Source organism: Candidatus Thiodiazotropha sp. LNASS1, assembly GCF_964212655.1.
Lineage (GTDB): Bacteria > Pseudomonadota > Gammaproteobacteria > Chromatiales > Chromatiaceae > Thiodiazotropha.
In genome coordinates, this window is sequence record NZ_OZ156465.1 from 4,085,993 (window position 1) to 4,104,380 (window position 18,388).

At 55.5% G+C, this 18,388-nt stretch carries 16 protein-coding genes and 1 tRNA gene; 16 read left to right on the forward strand and 1 reads right to left on the reverse strand.

Annotation, left to right across the window (positions count from 1 at the left end; all coding sequences use genetic code 11):
- The first annotated feature begins 40 nt into the window (after positions 1–40).
- Complete coding sequence (gene carB, locus AB8516_RS18225; RefSeq protein ID WP_369162619.1) at positions 41–3,250, forward strand: carbamoyl-phosphate synthase large subunit; 3,210 nt, start codon at positions 41–43, stop codon at positions 3,248–3,250.
- A 271-nt stretch (positions 3,251–3,521) separates the two neighbouring features.
- A complete protein-coding gene (gene greA / locus AB8516_RS18230) occupies positions 3,522–3,998 on the forward strand; it encodes a transcription elongation factor GreA (protein ID WP_069124696.1) in 477 nt (158 codons plus the stop codon).
- Between the two features lie 17 nt (positions 3,999–4,015).
- Here the strand turns inward: greA and yhbY are convergent, their stop codons facing one another.
- On the reverse strand, positions 4,016–4,312 hold the full coding sequence (gene yhbY / locus AB8516_RS18235; RefSeq protein ID WP_369162620.1) for a ribosome assembly RNA-binding protein YhbY: 297 nt from the start codon (positions 4,310–4,312) through the stop codon (positions 4,016–4,018).
- 425 nt (positions 4,313–4,737) lie between these two features.
- Here yhbY and rlmE point away from each other — a divergent pair, with 425 nt between their 5' ends.
- The 14 genes from rlmE (at position 4,738) to nuoG (ending at position 18,388) form a co-directional block, all read left to right on the forward strand.
- Positions 4,738–5,376, forward strand: coding sequence for a 23S rRNA (uridine(2552)-2'-O)-methyltransferase RlmE (gene rlmE / locus AB8516_RS18240; protein ID WP_369162621.1), 639 nt, complete (start codon positions 4,738–4,740; stop codon positions 5,374–5,376).
- A 173-nt stretch (positions 5,377–5,549) separates the two neighbouring features.
- Entirely contained in the window at positions 5,550–7,472 is a 1,923-nt protein-coding gene (ftsH, locus tag AB8516_RS18245) for an ATP-dependent zinc metalloprotease FtsH (RefSeq protein ID WP_369162622.1), read from the forward strand.
- A 66-nt stretch (positions 7,473–7,538) separates the two neighbouring features.
- Complete coding sequence (gene folP / locus AB8516_RS18250; protein WP_369163331.1) at positions 7,539–8,321, forward strand: dihydropteroate synthase; 783 nt, start codon at positions 7,539–7,541, stop codon at positions 8,319–8,321.
- Between the two features lie 18 nt (positions 8,322–8,339).
- A complete protein-coding gene (glmM, locus tag AB8516_RS18255) occupies positions 8,340–9,686 on the forward strand; it encodes a phosphoglucosamine mutase (protein ID WP_369162623.1) in 1,347 nt (448 codons plus the stop codon).
- Positions 9,687–9,785: 99 nt separating this feature from the next.
- On the forward strand, positions 9,786–10,538 hold the full coding sequence (gene tpiA, locus AB8516_RS18260; RefSeq protein ID WP_369162624.1) for a triose-phosphate isomerase: 753 nt from the start codon (positions 9,786–9,788) through the stop codon (positions 10,536–10,538).
- A 36-nt stretch (positions 10,539–10,574) separates the two neighbouring features.
- Positions 10,575–11,045 (forward strand): preprotein translocase subunit SecG, encoded by a 471-nt coding sequence (gene secG, locus AB8516_RS18265; protein WP_108290290.1) that lies wholly within the window; start codon positions 10,575–10,577, stop codon positions 11,043–11,045.
- A gap of 17 nt (positions 11,046–11,062) precedes the next feature.
- Positions 11,063–11,147 (forward strand) — tRNA-Leu (locus tag AB8516_RS18270).
- Positions 11,148–11,346: 199 nt separating this feature from the next.
- Positions 11,347–11,703, forward strand: coding sequence for an NADH-quinone oxidoreductase subunit A (locus tag AB8516_RS18275; RefSeq protein ID WP_069124689.1), 357 nt, complete (start codon positions 11,347–11,349; stop codon positions 11,701–11,703).
- Positions 11,704–11,751: 48 nt separating this feature from the next.
- On the forward strand, positions 11,752–12,228 hold the full coding sequence (locus tag AB8516_RS18280; protein ID WP_108290286.1) for an NADH-quinone oxidoreductase subunit B family protein: 477 nt from the start codon (positions 11,752–11,754) through the stop codon (positions 12,226–12,228).
- A gap of 36 nt (positions 12,229–12,264) precedes the next feature.
- Positions 12,265–12,960 (forward strand): NADH-quinone oxidoreductase subunit C, encoded by a 696-nt coding sequence (locus AB8516_RS18285; RefSeq protein ID WP_369163333.1) that lies wholly within the window; start codon positions 12,265–12,267, stop codon positions 12,958–12,960.
- Positions 12,953–14,206, forward strand: coding sequence for an NADH-quinone oxidoreductase subunit D (locus AB8516_RS18290; protein WP_108290282.1), 1,254 nt, complete (start codon positions 12,953–12,955; stop codon positions 14,204–14,206). The genes AB8516_RS18285 and AB8516_RS18290 overlap by 8 nt, the downstream gene beginning before the upstream one ends.
- A 12-nt stretch (positions 14,207–14,218) precedes the next feature.
- A complete protein-coding gene (gene nuoE, locus AB8516_RS18295) occupies positions 14,219–14,725 on the forward strand; it encodes an NADH-quinone oxidoreductase subunit NuoE (RefSeq protein WP_369162625.1) in 507 nt (168 codons plus the stop codon).
- Between the two features lie 5 nt (positions 14,726–14,730).
- On the forward strand, positions 14,731–16,005 hold the full coding sequence (nuoF, locus tag AB8516_RS18300) for an NADH-quinone oxidoreductase subunit NuoF (protein WP_369162626.1): 1,275 nt from the start codon (positions 14,731–14,733) through the stop codon (positions 16,003–16,005).
- Positions 16,006–16,030: 25 nt separating this feature from the next.
- Positions 16,031–18,388 (forward strand): NADH-quinone oxidoreductase subunit NuoG, encoded by a 2,358-nt coding sequence (gene nuoG / locus AB8516_RS18305; protein ID WP_369162627.1) that lies wholly within the window; start codon positions 16,031–16,033, stop codon positions 18,386–18,388.

Genomic DNA, 18,388 nt, shown 5'->3' on the forward strand with positions numbered 1-18,388 from the left:
GCGTCCATTTGCGGCTAATTTGAGGTTCGACGGTAGATAAATGCCAAAACGTACAGACATAAATAGCATCATGATCATAGGCGCCGGTCCGATCGTTATCGGGCAGGCGTGTGAATTCGACTACTCCGGGGCGCAGGCGTGTAAAGCGTTGCGGGAGGAGGGTTTCCGGGTGGTACTGGTGAACTCCAACCCGGCGACGATCATGACCGATCCGGACATGGCGGATGCGATCTATATCGAACCGATCACCTGGAAGACCCTCGAGCGCATCATCGAAAAGGAGCGGCCGAATGTCCTGCTGCCCACCATGGGCGGGCAGACCGCGCTCAACTCGGCCCTTGACCTGGTGCGCGAAGGGGTGCTGGAGAAGTACGGTGTGGAGATGATCGGCGCCTCGCGGGAGGCCATCGACAAGGCGGAAGACCGGGATCTGTTCCGCCAGGCGATGCGCAAGATCGGCCTCGACATGCCCCGTTCCGCCATCGCCCACAGCATGGAGGAGGCGCAGCAGGTTCAGGCACAGATCGGCTTCCCCACCATAATCCGTCCCTCTTTCACGATGGGCGGCAGCGGCGGCGGCATCGCCTATAATCCGGATGAGTTCGAGGAGATCTGCGAGCGCGGCCTCGACCTTTCGCCCACCAACGAATTGCTGATCGAGGAATCGATCCTCGGTTGGAAAGAGTATGAGATGGAGGTGGTGCGGGACCGCAACGACAACTGCATCATCATCTGCTCCATCGAGAACCTGGACCCCATGGGAGTGCATACCGGCGACTCCATCACCGTGGCCCCGGCCCAGACCCTGACCGATAAGGAGTACCAGATCATGCGCGACGCCTCACTGGCGGTGTTGCGCGAGATCGGTGTGGAGACCGGTGGTTCCAACGTCCAGTTCGCCATCAATCCGGAGAACGGGCGCATGATCATCATCGAGATGAATCCCCGGGTCTCACGTTCCTCCGCGCTGGCCTCCAAGGCCACCGGTTTCCCCATCGCCAAGGTGGCGGCCAAGCTGGCGGTGGGCTACACACTGGACGAACTGCAGAACGAGATCACCGGCGGTGCCACCCCGGCCTCCTTCGAACCCAGCATCGACTATGTGGTGACCAAGGTGCCCCGTTTCGCCTTCGAGAAATTTCCTCTGGCCGACGATCGTCTGACCACGCAGATGAAGTCGGTGGGCGAGGTGATGGCCATTGGCCGCACCTTCCAGGAGTCGCTGCAGAAGGCGCTGCGTGGCCTGGAGACAGGGAAATACGGTCTTAACGAGATCCTCGATCTCAACGAAGAGGATGTGCGCGACACCCTGGTCAGGGAGATCCGCCTGCCTGGTCCCGAGCGGCTCTGGTATGTGGCCGAGTGCTTCCGCTTCGGCATGAGTCTGGAAGAGATATTCGAGATATGCGCCATCGACCCCTGGTTCCTGGTGCAGATCGAGGAGCTTGTGAATATCGAACGCGAACTCTCCGGTCAGGGGCTGGAGGCACTGGACGGTGAGCGGCTGCGCTTTCTCAAGCGTAAGGGATTCGCCGATCGGCGTATCGCCGAGCTGGTTGACAGCAGTGAGGCCGAGATTCGTCAGCGGCGTCACGATGCCGGCATCCGGCCGGTCTTCAAACGGGTCGATACCTGCGCCGCCGAATTTGCCACCAGTACCGCCTATATGTATTCCACTTATGAGGAAGAGTGCGAGGCCGAACCCTCGAACCGGAAAAAGATCATGGTCCTGGGTGGCGGGCCCAACCGTATCGGACAGGGTATTGAATTCGACTACTGTTGTGTCCACGCGGCCTTTGCGATGCGCGACGACGGCTATGAAACGATCATGGTCAACTGTAACCCGGAGACGGTCTCCACCGATTACGATACCTCCGACCGGCTCTATTTCGAGCCCCTCACCCTGGAGGATGTGCTGGAAGTCATCCACAAGGAACAACCCGCTGGCGTGATCGTGCAGTATGGCGGCCAGACCCCGCTCAAGCTGGCCAATGACCTGGAGGCGGCGGGTGCGCCGATCATCGGTACCAGCCCCGACTCGATCGATCTCGCCGAGGATCGCGAGCGTTTTCAGCAACTGGTGGAAAAACTCAACCTCAGGCAGCCGCCCAACAGGACGGCAAGAGATACCGAGAGCGCGGTGCAACTGGCCGATGAGATCGGCTATCCCCTGGTGGTGCGCCCCTCTTATGTACTGGGCGGCCGGGCCATGGAGATCGTCTATAACGAGAACGAACTGCGGCGCTACATGCGCGAGGCGGTGAGTGTCTCAAACGATTCGCCGGTACTGCTGGATCGGTTTCTGGACGACGCCATCGAGGTCGATATCGATGCCATCAGTGACGGCAAGGAAGTGCTCATCGGCGGCATCATGGAACATATCGAACAGGCAGGCGTCCACTCCGGGGACTCTGCATGCTCACTGCCCCCCTACACCCTGTCGGCGGCGGTACAGGATCGTATGCGGGAACAGATGCGCAAGATGGCCCTGGAACTGAAGGTAATCGGGCTGATGAACGCACAGTTTGCGATCAAGGATGACATGATCTATCTGTTGGAAGTCAATCCCCGTGCCTCACGCACCGTGCCGTTCGTCTCCAAGGCGACCGGTGTGCAGTTGGCGAAGGTCGCCGCCCGCTGCATGGCGGGAACATCCCTCAAGGACCAGGGCATAACAAAAGAGGTGATTCCGGAGAACTATTTCGTCAAAGAGGCGGTCTTCCCCTTTGTGAAATTTCCCGGTGTGGATACCGTACTCGGACCCGAGATGAAATCCACCGGTGAAGTGATGGGGGTCGGCAGGACCTTCGGTGAGGCCTACAATAAGTCGATTATGGGCGCCGGCTCCGTGCTTCCCCAGGGAGGGCGGGCGCTGTTGAGTGTACGTAACGCCGACAAGGTGAGGGCCGTGCAGGTGGCGCAGGATCTGATCGATCTGGGTTTTACCCTGATGGCTACCGGGGGCACCTGTAAGGCGATTCAGGATGCCGGACTTGAATGCGCGCGGATCAACAAGGTGATGGAGGGTAGACCGCATATCGTCGACTCCATCAAGAACCAGGAAGTCAGTTTTATCGTGAATACCACAGAAGGCGCCCAGGCGATTGCCGACTCGGCGGAGATACGCCGCACCGCGCTGCAATACAAGGTCAGCTATACCACCACAATATCCGGTGCCGAAGCGACCTGTCTGGCGCTGAAACAGCTGGATGATCTGAACGTCAACCGACTGCAGGACCTGCATCAATAGATGCATGTAGAAAAAAAGTAAACAAGCCGCAAATAGACGCTAATCACCACCAATTAATGCAAACATAAGATACTTGAGGGTTACGGGAAATAGATTGCTTGTAATCAAACCTTATCAAATGGATAGTGAGAGATTTCATAGCGCCTATAAACTGATTGCCACTGAAACAGCCTAGTTTAATTGACATTTGCGTTAATTCGCGTTCATTTGCGGATTGAGTATTAACAGTATTTTCTGATAGAGATAGACAGGATTACAGAGGATAGATCCGATGAGTAAGGTACCGTTGACAGCCAAAGGCGCTGCAAAACTGCAAGAGGAACTGAAGCAGTTGAAAATCGTCGAGCGGCCGAAAGTCATCAAAGCTATTGCGGAAGCGAGAGCGCACGGCGATCTGAAGGAGAATGCGGAGTATCATGCCGCCCGTGAACAGCAGGGTTTCGTCGAGGGACGTATAAAGGATATCGAAGGCAAACTTTCCCATGCCCAGATCATCGATGTAACAAAACTGGATGCCGGCGGGAAGGTGGTATTCGGTGCAACGGTTGTGGTGTTGGAGCTGGACAATGACGAGGAGTTTACCTATCAGATAGTCGGCGATGACGAAGCCGACATCAAGCATGGCCTGGTCTCTATCAGTTCGCCAATCGCACGTGCACTGATCGGCAAGCAGGAGGGGGATGATGTATTCCTCGAGACTCCGGGCGGGCCGAGGGAGTTCGAGATTCTGGAAGTGAGATACGAGTAATAATTAACAATTCAAAATCAAACCACGATTCTGTTCTTCTTTTTCTTTGGATTGGGGCGATAGAAGATAGCCACCCGGCCAATGATCTGTACCAGTTCCGCTGACAGGCGTGCTACGATTTCGCCGCTGAGTGCTTTCCGATCCTCCTTGTCGGCACCCGCCAGTTTGACCTTGATCAGCTCATGGGTGTTGAGTGTGGTGTCGATTTCTTTGAGCACATTTTCACTCAGGCCGTGCTGACCTATGATGACCACTGGCTTGAGGTCGTGGGCGAGTTTTTTCAATGAGCGGTTTTGCGCGGCTGTAAGCGGCATGGCGGACATCTTGTTATGAATGGGGAGGCGGATTCTATATCTTTTCCACGTCGAGTGGAACATTGAGGCCTGATTAGTGCTAACGGGTTCTAAGAGCTAAGCAGGCCGCAATTGGACGCGAATCACCGCAAATGTACGCCAACATAGTGATGGCCAATCCGTCATCTATAGATACGGCTCGACAAGTAAACTCTCGAATCAAAAAAGAATCAGGTCTTAGCCCATGTCAATCACCGGATTTCATAAACATGGGTTTCAATTTGCGTTCATTTACGGTGATTCGCGTCCATTTGCGGCTATTAAATAATAGGTTTTTTAGGAATAGGATTCGGTTAAATTATCCAATCCATGCAATTTGATGTGAAATGAACGCCAATTATCATCTAACCTGTAGGTTATGCAGTCATTAAGGACTCAGCAGTCTCATGAAGCGCAGTAAAAGTAGTCGCCAATGGCTGGACCGTCATTTCAAAGACGAATATGTAAAGCGGGCGCAAAAGGCGGGTTATCGTTCCCGGGCTGCTTTTAAGTTACTGGAAATCCAGCAAAAAGATAATATTTTCAAGCCAGGCATGAAGGTTGTGGATCTGGGTGCCGCCCCTGGTGGATGGTGTCAGGTGGCCCGGGATCTGGTAGGGCAGAAGGGGCGCATCGTGGCGATGGATATACTGCCAATGGAGCCCATGGCCGGTGTGGAGTTTATTCAGGGGGATTTTCGTGAAACGCAGCCACTTGAAGAACTGGAAAAAACCCTGGATGGGGAGGCCGTGGACCTTGTAATTTCAGATATGGCGCCCAATGTTACAGGTATAGCGAGCGTTGATCAGCCAAGGGCTATCTATCTTTGCGAGCTGGCCCTTGATTTTGCTCGCGAAGTGTTAAAGCCAGGCGGCTGTTTTGTCGTTAAGATATTCCAGGGAGAGGGATTCGACACTTACCTGAAGGCGCTTCGTCACGATTTTAAGCGGGTGGTGAGCCGTAAACCCAGCTCATCGCGGGCCAAAAGCCGTGAGGTCTATCTGGTAGCGGGGAACTTTAAGATGGTGTACCGTACCAACCAGTAAGTCCAAAAAATCAGTAATTTGCACAGATAATTAGGGTTTTTTAAGGGTATTATTGACAAATCGGCCGTGCCGGATGGTGTAAAGCCATCCCCCGATCTGCAAATGCCGATATGGAAGATTTAGATCCCGCACTACGACGGGATTGATAAAGAGGTTTTTTGATTTTGAACGACATGGCAAAAAATTTGATTCTCTGGGTAGTGATCGCCATCGTTTTGATGACGGTATTCAATAATTTCTCGACTACCCAGCCGAAGGCGCAACCAATGAACTATTCCGAGTTCATTGTCAATGTGAAATCGGGGCAGGTGAAAGAGGTCGAGTTCAGCGGTAATGGGCGTGATATTACCGGTACATTGACTTCAGGGCAGCGCTTCTCCACCTACAGTCCGGGTGACGACATGCTGGTCAGTGACCTGCTCAATAGTAATGTTGAGATTAAGGCAAATCCGCCGGAGAAACCCTCTCTGTTGATGAATATTCTGATCAACTGGTTTCCGCTGTTCGTACTGATCGGTCTGTGGATATTTTTCATGCGTCAAATGCAGGGTGGTGGGGCTGGCCGTGGCGCCATGTCATTCGGTAAGAGCAAGGCTCGGATGTTGAGTGAGGACCAGGTCAAGGTGACCTTCAACGATGTGGCGGGTGTCGAGGAGGCCAAGGAAGAGGTATCCGAGATGGTCGACTTCCTGCGTGATCCCTCAAAATTCCAGAAACTCGGCGGCAAGATCCCCAAAGGTGTGTTGATGGTCGGTTCCCCCGGTACCGGTAAGACTCTGCTTGCCAAGGCGATCGCCGGTGAGGCCAAGGTACCGTTTTTCACTATCTCGGGTTCAGACTTCGTGGAGATGTTCGTGGGTGTCGGTGCCTCCCGGGTGCGCGATATGTTCGAACAGGCCAAGAAGCATGCGCCCTGCATCATTTTTATCGACGAGATCGATGCCGTGGGACGGCATCGTGGCGCCGGGCTCGGCGGCGGTCATGACGAGCGCGAGCAGACCCTGAACCAACTGCTGGTGGAGATGGATGGTTTCGAGGGTAATGAAGGGGTTATCGTGATTGCTGCGACCAACCGTCCGGACGTGTTGGATCCGGCGTTGCTGCGCCCGGGCCGATTCGACCGCCAGGTGGTGGTGCCCCTGCCCGATGTGCGCGGACGTGAACAGATTCTCAAGGTCCATCTGCGTAAGGTGGCTGCATCCGAAGATGTGAAGCCCGCCATCATTGCCCGTGGTACACCCGGTTTCTCCGGCGCCGATCTGGCCAATCTGGTGAACGAGGCTGCCCTGTTCGCCGCTCGCGCCAATAAGACCCTGGTCGGCATGGAGGAGATGGAGAAGGCGAAAGACAAGATCATGATGGGCACGGAGCGCCGTACCATGGTGATGAGTGAAGACGAGAAGAAACTGACCGCCTATCATGAGTCGGGTCATGCCATCGTCGGCCGCCTGGTGCCGTCTCACGATCCGGTCTACAAAGTGAGCATCATCCCCCGTGGTAGAGCGCTCGGCGTTACCATGTTTCTCCCTGAGGCTGATCGTTACAGCTACAGTAAAGAGCATCTGGAGAGTCAGATCTCCAGTCTGTTCGGTGGGCGAATCGCCGAAGAGCTGATCTTCGGAATCGACAAGGTCACCACCGGCGCCTCCAACGATATCAAGCGTGCCACCGATCTGGCGCGCAACATGGTCACCAAATGGGGCCTGTCGGAACGCCTCGGACCGCTGATGTACAGTGAGGAGGAAGAGGAAGTCTTTCTCGGACGCTCGGTGACCCAACACAAGAATGTATCCGACGATACGGCGCATACCATCGATGAGGAGATCCGTAGCTTTATCGACCGCAACTATGAGCGCGCCGAGAAGATACTCGACGAGAATCTGGAAAAGCTCCATGTCATGGCCAAGGCGTTGATGAAATACGAGACCATCGATACGCAGCAGATCGACGACATCATGGCAGGCAAGACGCCACGACCGCCAAAGGATTGGGATGAGGGCGATATCGGTTCTGATGATGATACCCGTCCGTCCGGCGAGTCTCCCTCTTCTGATGATGTCTCGGGGACTATCGGCGGTCCCGCCGGCCAGCACTGATATAGCTGTTTCTCATTGATTCTCGATTGTGCAGGAAAACAACTGGACCTGGGCTCACCCCAGGTCATGGGAATTCTCAACCTGACACCCGACTCGTTTTCAGATGGCGGGCGTTTCCTGAATCCAGACGTGGCTTTAAAGCACGCCCTGCACATGGTGGAGGAGGGTGCTGCCGTTATCGATATTGGCGGGGAGTCCACCCGCCCCGGTGCGCAGCCGGTATCGGTAGATGAAGAACTCGATCGGGTTATTCCCATCATAGAAAGGCTGGCGCAGGCCATTCCCGTACCGATCTCCATCGATACCAATAAACCGTTGGTGATGCGTGAAGCGGTTTCTGCCGGTGCCGGCATGATCAATGACGTCATGGCGCTGCAGGAACCCGGTGCATTGGAGACGGCGGCCGAGATAGCAGTTCCGGTCTGCCTCATGCATATGCAGGGGAAACCGAGAACCATGCAGGAGGCACCCCACTACGGGAACGTGGTGGACGAGGTCAGGCGATTCCTGCGGCAGCGTCTGGATGCGGGCGAAGCAGCAGGTATCAAGCGCCATAACATGATAGTCGATCCGGGGTTTGGCTTCGGTAAGTCACTTGAGCATAATCTGATCCTGTTGAAAGAACTGCAGGCGTTGGATGAACTCGCTGCCCCGGTACTGGTGGGGATATCAAGAAAATCGATGATCGGGTCGATACTCGGGAATCTGCCTGTGAACGAACGACTCATGGGGAGTGTCGCGGCGGCAGTGGTTGCCGTTATAGGAGGCGCCGCTATTATCAGGGTACATGATGTGCGTGAAACGGTTGACGCACTCAAGGTGGTGTCAGCGGTCAGATCCGCCATATAGCTAATCGAGGATGGTTTAGTGAGTCGGAAATATTTTGGAACAGACGGGGTACGCGGGCGATTCGGTGACGGGCCGATCACGCCTGAATTTGTGCTGAAGCTAGGCTGGGCCGTGGGCAGGGTTCTGGGTACAGAGGCCAAAAGCAGGGTGCTGATCGGAAAAGATACACGCATCTCCGGCTACTTGTTGGAATCGGCGCTCGAGGCCGGTCTGACGGCGGCCGGGGTGAACATCACCTTGTTGGGCCCCATGCCGACCCCCAGTGTTGCCTATCTGACCCGTACCCTACATGCCCAGGCGGGAGTCGTCATCAGTGCTTCCCATAATCCCTATCAGGATAATGGCATCAAATTCTTTTCGGCCGAGGGCCTCAAACTCCCGGATGAGCTTGAGACCGCAATCGAGGCGGAGATGGAGAAGCCATTGGTGACAGTCGACTCATCCGACCTTGGCAGGGCGGAGAAGATGGCGGCAGAGGGTCGCTACATCGAATTCTGCAAAAGCACGATTCCCCTCAAGACCCGCTTCAAAGGCATGAAGATCGTGGTCGATTGCGCCAATGGAGCTACCTATAACATCGCTCCCTATGTCTTCGATGAGATGGGTGCGGATGTGATTGCCATCGGAAACCAGCCCAATGGATTCAATATCAATGATGGTGTCGGATCGACCTATCCCGAGTACCTGAAACAAGCGGTGTTGGAGCATAAAGCGGACCTGGGCATCGCCCTGGATGGCGATGGTGATCGACTGATCATGGTGGATGATCAGGGCAATGAGGTGGATGGTGATGAAATCCTCTATATCATTGCCTGTTCCAGGATGAGGCATGGTGTGCTCAAGGGTGCGGTTGTCGGTACCCTGATGAGTAATCTCGGACTCGAACATGCGCTGAGGGAACATGGGGTGGTTTTCGAGCGGACCCAGGTGGGGGATCGCTACATCATGGAACGCCTCACTGAAAAAGGCTGGGTGCTCGGCGGCGAACAGTCGGGGCACATCATCTGCCTTGACCGCACGACCACCGGCGACGGGATTATTGCCGCCCTGCAGGTATTGGAAGAGATGTACGCGACAAACAGTACCTTGCGTGAGTTGTGTGCCGGTATGAGCAAATACCCGCAAAAACTGACAAATGTCCATCTCGGCAGCCGAAACCCGCAAGAGATCATGGATTCGGAACGGGTGAGACGATCGGTTCGTGAAGCTGAGGTCGAAATGGGCAGCAGTGGGCGGGTTCTGCTCAGGCCCTCGGGTACGGAGCCACTGATACGTGTCATGGTGGAGGGGAATGACGGGACAAAGGTTGACGACCTGTCAGACCATATCGCCGCCACGGTGAAGGAACTGGTCGTCAGCGAGTAAGAAGTGCGAAGCTGAGCGGGTTCGCCATCGATTGAGATTGATTTCAAACCCATTGACCGTTAAGCTAGCGCGCTTTCTTTTGATCGCAGGAGTGAAGGCATGCGTAGACCACTGGTTGCCGGAAACTGGAAGATGAACGGCTCTCTCGAGAGTGTTCGCAGCTTGCTTGACGGCATCAGTCGTGGTGTCGGTGATGTCAAGAGTGCAGAGGTGGCGGTCTGTCCACCCTATATCTACATACCTGAGGTGGAGAAACTGCTTTCGGGCAGCGATATCGCTTGGGGCGGCCAGGATCTGTCGACAGAGTCGTCCGGCGCCTATACCGGTGAGATTGCCGCCTCCATGCTCAACGATTTCGGATGCAAATATGTCATTGTGGGGCACTCCGAGCGTCGCACCTACCATGCCGAGAGCGATCAACTGGTGGCAAAGAAATACGCAGTGGCGCGTGCTGCCGGATTGGTACCCATCCTCTGCATCGGCGAGACGCTTGAGGAACGGGAAGCTAGCACCACAAACGAAGTCGTGGCCCGACAGCTCGATGCAGTGATTGCGCTTGAGGGAGTCGATGCACTGGCTGACGGTGTTATCGCCTATGAGCCGGTTTGGGCCATAGGCACCGGGAAGACGGCTACCCCCGATCAGGCGCAGGAGGTGCATGCGTTCATTCGTTCCCGGGTGGCTGAGAAGAGCAGTGAAGTCGCGGAAGGGTTGCGTATACTCTATGGTGGCTCCATGAAGCCTGGTAACGCCGCGGAATTGATCGGGAAGCCCGATATCGATGGCGGTTTGATCGGGGGAGCCTCCCTGACGGCCGAGGATTTCCTGGGTATCTGTACCGCAGCGGATTGAATTCGTGATAACAGGCCCTATTAGGACATTAAGCAAATGCAAACTATATTGACCGTGTTTCATATCTTCCTGGCCGTTGGCCTGGTGGGATTGATCCTGATACAGCACGGGAAAGGTGCGGACATGGGCGCTGCCTTCGGCAGTGGTGCCTCGGGTACGGTATTTGGTGCCAAGGGGTCCGCCTCGTTTCTGACCCGGACAACAGCCCTGCTGGCGACCCTGTTTTTTATCACCAGTATGGTGATGGCCTATTTTGCTTCCCAGAGAAACGAACAGGTCGGTGTCATGGAGGCACTGGATCAGGCGCCTGCAGTTCAGGTGGAGGAGGTTCAGCAGAGCGACATACCGCCTGTGCCGGTCGAGAGCGACATACCCGCTATTGTTCCGCCAGCTGAGGAGGCGACGCCTGCGATCGAGGCTGTGCCACCGGTCGAGCCGGCTGAGACGACCTCACAAACCGAGGCTGCCGCAACTGCCGAGGAGTCGAAGGAGCAGCTTAAGGAGTAAGTGTCGATTAGATTTTTGCCGATGTGGTGGAATTGGTAGACACGCTATCTTGAGGGGGTAGTGGCGAAAGCCGTGCCGGTTCAAATCCGGCCATCGGTACCAACAATGAAACGGTATTGGGTTATTTCTACCCAATACCGTTTTTTTATGGGTGCAAAAGTATAATAACTAATTGAATTTATTGGGGATATCACTTTTCTTGCTACTTGACACGATAATGCGGCAAAGGATAGACTGCGGGCCTTCCCTGGAATTCGCTTAAAAATATAATGATTGAACGACACGAGGGGGCAGCACACTGATGCTCGAAAACTATCTACCCATCTTGATATTTCTCTCTGTAGCCTTTGTGATGGGTGGTGTTGTAATAGCACTCGGTTTTCTGTTGGGTACAAGAAAACCCGATGACGAAAAACTCTCTCCCTATGAATGTGGATTCGAGGCATTCGAGAATTCACGCATGAAATTCGATGTGCGTTACTACCTGGTTGCCATCCTGTTCATCATCTTCGATCTTGAGATCGCCTTCCTCTTTCCCTGGGCTGTGGTATTGGATCAGATCGGTATGGTCGGATTCATCGCCATGATGGTTTTTCTCGTGATTCTCGTCATAGGCTTCATTTATGAGTGGAAGAAGGGAGCCTTGGAATGGGAGTAATCGGCCCGGAATCAGGAGAGTATTCACGACTGTTTGTGGAGGTGGATAGTGGGAATTGAGGGTATTCTGGAGAAGGGAGTCATTACCACTTCTGCAGATAAATTGATCAACTGGGCGCGCACCGGTTCGATGTGGCCGATGACTTTCGGCCTGGCATGCTGCGCGGTGGAGATGATGCATGCCGCAGCTGCACGGTACGACATGGATCGTTTCGGCATCATATTCCGGCCCAGCCCCCGGCAGTCAGACGTGATGATTGTAGCGGGCACCCTGGTCAATAAAATGGCCCCCGCTCTGCGCAAGGTCTACGATCAGATGGCAGAGCCTCGTTGGGTCATCTCCATGGGTTCGTGTGCCAACGGAGGTGGTTACTACCACTACTCCTACTCCGTCGTAAGGGGCTGTGACCGGGTGGTCCCGGTCGATATTTACGTACCGGGTTGTCCGCCTACCGCCGAAGCACTGCTGTATGGCGTGCTCCAACTTCAGGACAAGATTCGCCGTACCAGTACCATTGCACGCTAAGGTGGAGATAACATGAGCAGCAGTGCACAGAACGGGATGCATGATCGCCTTGACCGGCTGGCGGAGGATCTTACCCACGCATTTGAAGAGACAGGCTGCAGCGTGGAACGCAGCTGTGGCGAAGTGACTCTGGTGGTGCCGGCCGAACAGCTGGGCGATGTGGCGTTACGACTCAGGGATGACCAGCAGTTCGGTTTTGAGGAGTTGATCGACGTCTGCGGTGTCGACTATTCCACTTATGGTCAATCCGAATGGCAAACCGACAGCGCCCCCAATAGCGGATTCGGACGAGGTGTGACTCCGCTGGGAGAGTTGGAGTCGATGGAGTCGAATCGTTTTGCGGCCGTCTATCATCTGCTCTCCATCAGCCAAAACACACGATTGCGTTTGCGGGTATTTGTCGATACCGAACAACCGATCGTCGCCTCAGTAGTCCCAGTGTGGCAGAGTGCGGATTGGTTTGAACGAGAGGCATTCGATCTCTACGGCATCCTGTTCGACGGTCACCCCGATCTGCGACGAATTCTTACCGACTACGGTTTTATCGGTCATCCATTCCGCAAGGACTTCCCGCTTATCGGTCAGGTGGAGATGCGCTATGACCCGAATCTGAAGCGTGTCATTTACGAGCCTGTGAGCATCGATCCGCGTACTCTGGTACCGCGAGTGACACGAGAGGACAACCGCTATCTCGATGAGGATAGCGCCATGCAGGATGCCAGCGATGCCTGAGATCCATAACTACACCCTCAATTTCGGCCCTCAGCACCCCGCAGCCCACGGCGTTCTGCGCCTGGTGCTGGAGATGGATGGGGAAGTGATCGAACGCGCCGACCCGCATGTTGGTCTACTCCATCGCGCCACCGAGAAATTGGCCGAGAGCAAGCCCTACAATCAAAGCATTCCCTACATGGACCGCCTCGATTATGTATCGATGATGTGTAACGAGCACGGATATGTCAGGGCGATTGAAAAGCTACTGGGTATAGAGGCGCCTGTACGCGCGCAATATATTCGTACCATGTTCGACGAGATAACGCGCGTCCTCAATCATCTGATGTGGCTGGGCACCCATGCCCTGGATGTCGGGGCCATGACCGTTTTCCTGTATGCCTTTCGTGAGCGAGAGGATCTGTTCGACTGTTACGAAGCCGTGTCCGGCGCACGTATGCATGCGGCCTACTACAGACCGGGTGGTGTTTATCGGGATCTGCCGGATCAGATGCCCCAATACCAGGCCAGTCAGTGGGTTACCGGACGCGACGTAGAGATAAGAAACGAGGCCAGGCAGGGATCGGTACTCGATTTCATCGAAGACTTCAGCAACCGTTTCCCTGGGCTGGTGGATGAGTACGAAACCCTGCTGACCGACAACCGTATCTGGAAACAGCGTACAGTGGGCATCGCTGTCGTCTCGCCGGAACGGGCGATGCAACTCGGTTTTACCGGCCCCATGCTGCGTGGTTCAGGTGTGGCCTGGGACCTCCGCAAAAAGCAGTCCTACGCCGCCTACGATCAGGTGGATTTCGATATTCCTGTGGGGAAAAACGGCGACTGTTACGACCGTTACCTGGTGCGGATCGAGGAGATGCGTCAATCCAACCGTATCATCAAACAGTGCATTGATTGGTTACGGGCCAATCCGGGTCCGGTAATGCTGGATGACAACAAGATCGTCGCACCCTCAAGGAATGACATGAAGGAGGACATGGAAGGACTGATACACCACTTCAAGCTTTTCACTGAGGGCTACTGCCCACCCGTAGGCGAGGCGTATGCGGCGGTCGAGGCGCCCAAAGGGGAATTCGGTTGTTACATCATCTCCGATGGCGCCAACAAACCCTATCGGCTGAAGATACGCGCACCTGGATTTCCCCATCTTGCGGCCATGGATGAGATGGTCAAGGGACACATGTTGGCCGATGTGGTCGCGGTAATAGGCACCATGGATGTGGTGTTCGGTGAAATAGATCGTTAAGAAAGAAAAACCATGACGACAGCAACTGCAAATGAAAAAAAGGAACTCTTCACCCCCGAAATCCGGGCGGAGATAGACCGTTGGATCGCCAAATACCCGGCGGAGTGGAAACAGTCCGCCGTAATGGGTGCGTTGATGGTGGTGCAGGACCGTAATGGTGGCTGGCTTACCACGGAGTTGATGGACCAGGTCGCGACTTACCTGGATATGCCGCCGATCGCCGTCTATGAAGTGGCAACCTTCTACTCGATGTACGAGCTCAAACCGGTGGGCAAGCACAAGATCTGTGTTTGCACCAATGTCTCATGCATGACCAACAAATCGGATTTGATCGTGGAGCACCTGGAGAAGAAGCTCGGTATCGGTTTCGGCGAGGTGACTGAGGATGGCCGTTTCTCTCTCAAAGAGGTGGAGTGCCTGGGTGCCTGCGGAGGCGCGCCGATGATGCAGATCGGCAGGCAATATTATGAAAACCTGACCCCGGAGATCGTCGATGCGATCCTGGAAGGCCTGGAGTAAACCGGATGGCCAACGAAGTCTGTTTAAGAACTCTGGATCTCGAACGCCCCTGGCTGCTTGAGCAGTACCAGAGTCGCGGCGGCTACGAGATGCTTAAGAAGATCCTCACCGAGAAGATGGCCCCTGAAGCGATTATCGATGAGGTCAAGAAATCGGGATTGCGAGGACGCGGTGGTGCGGGATTCCCTACCGGACTGAAGTGGAGTTTCATCTCGCGCAATGCGCCTGGTCAGAAATATGTTGTTTGCAATTCGGATGAGGGTGAGCCCGGTACCTTCAAGGATCGGGATATTCTGCGCTACAACCCCCACCAATTGATTGAAGGGATGGTTATCGCCGGTTATGCCATCGGTGCGGCCCGTGGATACAACTACATCCGTGGCGAGTTCTGGGAGCCCTACGAGCGTTTCGAGCAGGCCCTGGAAGAGGCGCGGAAAGCGGGTTATCTGGGTAAGGATCTGCTGGGATCCGGATTTGACTTCGAATTGCATACCCATCTGGGTGCCGGCGCCTATATCTGCGGCGAGGAGACGGCCCTGCTGGAGTCCATCGAAGGCAAGAAGGGTCAACCCCGTTACAAACCCCCATTCCCGGCCCATTTTGGTCTCTATGGCTGCCCCACCATCATCAACAATACCGAGAGTCTGGCCTCGATTCCGATGATCATGGAGAAGGGTGGTGAGTGGTTCGCCGACATCGGAGTGAAAAACAGCGGTGGCTCAAAGCTGTTCTCCATCTCCGGCAATATCAATAATCCGGGTGTATTCGAGATTCCCATGGGTACGCCTTTCTCTGAACTGCTGGCAATGGCCGGTGGCATGAAGGATGGGCGCAAGATCAAGGCGGTCATACCCGGTGGATCCTCCGCCCCGGTTATTCCGGGTGATCAGATGATGGAACTGACCATGGATTATGACGCCATCGCCGGTGCGGGTTCGATGCTCGGTTCCGGTGCCGTCATCGTTCTGGATGATACCAACTGTATGGTCAAGGTCCTGGAACGCATGTCCTATTTCTACCACGAAGAGTCTTGCGGCCAATGCACACCCTGTCGGGAAGGCACGGGCTGGCTCTATCGGATTGTGCATCGTATCGAAACCGGCCAGGGCCGCCAGGAGGATCTGGATCTGCTGGATGACGTGGCGGATAAGATCAGCGGCAAAACAATCTGCGCCCTGGGCGATGCGGCGGCGATGCCGGTACAGGGAATGTTGCGCCATTTTCGGCATGAATTTCAGCATCACATCGATCATAAGCGTTGCATGGTCGGGCTCGGCTGAGGTCTTGAAGAGATAGAACACGAAGATGACAGATTCTACAGTCACCATTGAAGTAGACGGCCAAGCGTTGCAGGCAGAGGCCGGCAGCATGCTTATCGATGTCACCGATGCGGCAGGTATCCGTATTCCGCGGTTTTGCTACCACAAGAAGCTCTCTGTTTCAGCCAACTGCCGGATGTGCCTGGTCGAGGTGGAGAAGGTGCCGAAGCCATTGCCGGCCTGTGCGACGCCGGTCGCTGACGGCATGAAGGTCTACACCCGTTCCCCCAAGGCGCTGGCCGCCCAAAAGGGGACCATGGAATTTCTGCTCATCAACCACCCGCTGGACTGCCCGATCTGCGATCAGGGCGGCGAGTGTGAACTACAGGACGTCGCTATCGGTTACGGCCGGGATGTCTCCCGCTATAGCGAGGGCAAACGTGTCGTGGCGGACAAAAATATCGGGCCGTTGATTGCCACCGATATGACCCGTTGTATCCATTGTACCCGTTGTGTGCGTTTCGGTGACGAGATTGCGGGTATTCGTGAGATGGGGGCCACCGGTCGGGGAGAACACACCGTCATCGGTACCTACATCGAGAAAAGTGTGGATTCTGAACTCTCCGGCAACGTCATCGACCTCTGCCCGGTAGGCGCGCTGACCTCCAAGCCGTTCCGTTTCAATGCGCGGGCCTGGGAGTTGACCCAGGTGGATGCCATAGCCCCACACGACAGCCTGGGCTCGAATATCAATCTGCATCTGCGTGGCAACAAGGTCATGCGGGTACACCCCAGGGATAATGAGTCGATCAATGAAACCTGGATTTCCGATCGAGACCGTTTCAGCTACGAGGGGCTCTACAGCAGCGACCGTCTGACCGCGCCGATGATCAAGAAGGATGGCGAATGGAAGGATGTGAGTTGGGATATGGCGCTCGAGATGGCTGCGGCGAGTTTGGGGGAGATCAATACGGCCGATCAGATCGGTGCGTTGGTTTCACCCACCGCGACCCTGGAAGAGCTCTATCTGACACAGAAAATGATGAACGGAATGGGTTGCAACAATATCGACAGCCGTTTGCGCCAAGGTGATTTCCGCCTCGACAACAGTCTCAAACAGGTCAACTGGCTGGGTATGAAGATCGGTGAAATCGACAGTCTGAACGCCGCTCTCGTGGTAGGCGGCAACCTGCGCAAGGAGCAACCGATCCTGGCTCATCGCCTGCGCAAGGCTGCGTTGGCCGGCGCTGATATCCATCTCATCACGCCACAACAGCTGGAACTCAATTTCAAATCCCGGCAATCGATATGCGCGCCGGGTGAAATGGTCAAACGCCTGGCGGCGGTGGCCAAGGCTGCCGGTGTCAAAGAGGGCGGCGCGATCGGAAGGCTGCTCGACACGGCCGATGCGGATGAGTTCGCCAAGGCGGCTGCCGAGGGACTTAAAAACGGTGATACATCAGCCGTGATGTTGGGGGCCATGGCTCAATCGCATCCCGACTTCTCCCTGTTATATTCACTCGCGGCCACCCTGGCAGAGGCCACCGGCGCCAAGCTGTCGATCGTGCCGGCCGCGGTCAACAGTGTTGGTGCGCAGCTGGCCGGCGCAGTCCCCTACCTGCAGGCGGGCGGCAAACCGGCAGAGAGTACCGGCCTGGATGCGTTAGGCATGCTTCAGCAGCCACGCAGAGGTTATCTGTTGCTGGGCGTTGAGCCCGGTATGGATTTCTATAACGGCGCACTCTCGCAAACGGCATTGCAGAGCGCAGATACAGTAGTGGCCATCAGTGCCTATCGCAGCCCTGAACTGGAAGCCTGTTGCGATATCCTGTTGCCGATGGCGATATTCACCGAGACTTCCGGCACCTATGTGAATGCCGAAGGTGCCTGGCAACAGTGCCGGGGGGCGGTCAAACCCCAGGGTGAGGCGCGACCCGGATGGAAGATACTTCGTGTCCTGGGCAATTTGCTGAATCAACAGGGATTCGATTATACCGATCCCGGCGAGATAGGTGATGAGCTGCGTCTCCTGTGCGAGGATGTATCGCTGGATAACAAGATCTCTCAAGCAACGGATCTGGAACCAAGACTCGGCATGGATGGTCTGCAGCGTGGCGGTGATACGCCGCTCTATGCAACCGATCCCCTGGTACGCCGGGCAACGGCACTGCAGCAGACCAAGGATGCCGGCGAGGCGGTGATTCGGCTGCATCCGATAGAGGCCGAACGCCAGGGTCTCAACTCCGCAGAAAACGCATTGATCAAGCAGAACGGCTACCAGGCAACACTCCCTGTGGCATTGGACGATTCCATTCCACAGGGGTGTGTGTGGATCTCCACAGGATTGAGGGATACCTCAATGCTTGGCCAACCCTTTGGTGAAGTGACAGTGGAGAAGGCATAA